The organism is Pseudomonas sp. yb_2, from assembly GCF_043103905.1.
Classification (GTDB): Bacteria; Pseudomonadota; Gammaproteobacteria; order Pseudomonadales; family Pseudomonadaceae; genus Aquipseudomonas; species Aquipseudomonas alloputida.
Map to the genome: position 1 here is coordinate 1 of NZ_JBICKH010000096.1, position 1518 is coordinate 1518.

Consider the following 1518-nt stretch of genomic DNA (forward strand, 5'->3'; position numbering starts at 1 on the left):
TGCATCTGTTCATACAGGGTGTTGATGCGCCCAAAGGCATTGGCAGCGACATGGGCTTGCCTGGCAAGCGCTTCCGGCAGGGCGAAGGATGACGCTGACGGCGGTTCGCTTTTGGCCGCTTCCAGCAGCGCCGCCAGTTCTTCCCGCAGGTCCTCCTGGTTGTAGGTGATGCCGCGTATTGCCAGGTTGCCCCGGTCTGCCACGTCACTGCGCCACCAGTGGTCCAGTACCTTCGTGCCCCCTTCACTCAACTCCATGCCGATCAGCCGGGGGCGGGGGACGGCGTGTGGGCCTTCTTCCATGTAACGACGGATGAATTCCCACTCATCACGCAGTTCGCTGCCGCCTTGACCTTGTTTGCCCAGTAGGGCCATTTCCATGTGGGGCAGGCCGGTGCGGCTGGGGTGCCAGATTAGGCCTAGTCGCATGCCGAGGCTGAGCGGATCGTCCTCTTGATAAGTAGATGTGCTGCCAGTTTCCCTCCATGGAAATGTCACTATTCCACCGCAGTAAGTGGGGCGGTGCAGGTGGACTTGTTGAGTTTTTCTGTTGAAGCGAATCAGTAGGTGTCTGCTTGTAAATAGCTCGAGGCGTGTAAGGTGGAAACCATACCTGAGATAGAGGTAAGTGAGGCCGGCGCCAATCAAGAGTGCGAGTGTATTAAGCAGGATGAAGGGTATGTTGAACTCAGGTAGGGCGGAGATGTTGAAAACTAAAAAACCATGTGTCAGTTGTGCCCATGCATAAATAGTCGGACCTACTCCTCCGAGCGTCATAAGCGTGATCAGGCCGCGTTTTTCTTCCGACCCGCCGCAGCGCATGTCTAAATATGTTTCGTTGAAAGCGTAAATGGGACCCCGAGTATGCGGGTGCTCGCTCGCAGACTTGAAGCTAATATCAAGACCCCCGTCGCTCACGTTACGGTCAGATCTTTTATCTGGCAGGCTCCTCTGCGCATAGGCTGCATTACGGGAAGCACTTGACTCAGTGGCCATTTTCCAAAAGCCCCACTCAATCAAAAACATTAAATTACCTCGCTAAAGGCAGAGTGAAGTGCCGGGAGTTCGTCGTTTATGTCGTAGGCATCTGCGTCTTTATTAAGGCGATAAGTGCTTCGTTTGCACCATTTTTCGAGTGCGTCGTCTTCAAGGATGAGGATGATCACTGTCACGACCAGACCAAGCCAGAAGGCGCCCAAGACTAATCGTGCTAATAATAGTCGAGCTGCCTGTGTGCCAAGTTTTCCTGCAAGTACACTGGCTGAGCGACTCAGCGTATGGATGATTTTTGATCTGCTATTCTTTGATAAATGATCGAATAACGGCTTTGCAATGGCGATGGCGCTTCCTAGCTCGGCTAACGAAAGCGCTATGGTTGCCGTGGCTCGCGTTACATACGTGAAAGCTAAAATACCAGACTTGTATGCCGGGTGGCTCTTGGAGGTGCCCTGCAACTCCTTGAGATGTCTGGAACTGTCCGAATAATCCCACCACGCGAGTACCAACCCCCCGGTGCCAG

The 1518-nt window shown here is 53.7% G+C and carries 1 protein-coding gene and 1 pseudogene; both read right to left on the bottom strand.

Annotated features, from left to right (window positions below; translation table 11 throughout):
* Nucleotides 1-1025 (bottom strand): DUF6708 domain-containing protein (locus tag ACF8FB_RS26320; protein WP_392512505.1); only part of this gene is annotated, 1025 nt, incomplete at its 3' end.
* Nucleotides 1025-1518: pseudogene (locus tag ACF8FB_RS26325) on the bottom strand (hypothetical protein); the annotation flags it as partial. The gene ACF8FB_RS26320 and the pseudogene ACF8FB_RS26325, both read right to left, overlap by 1 nt.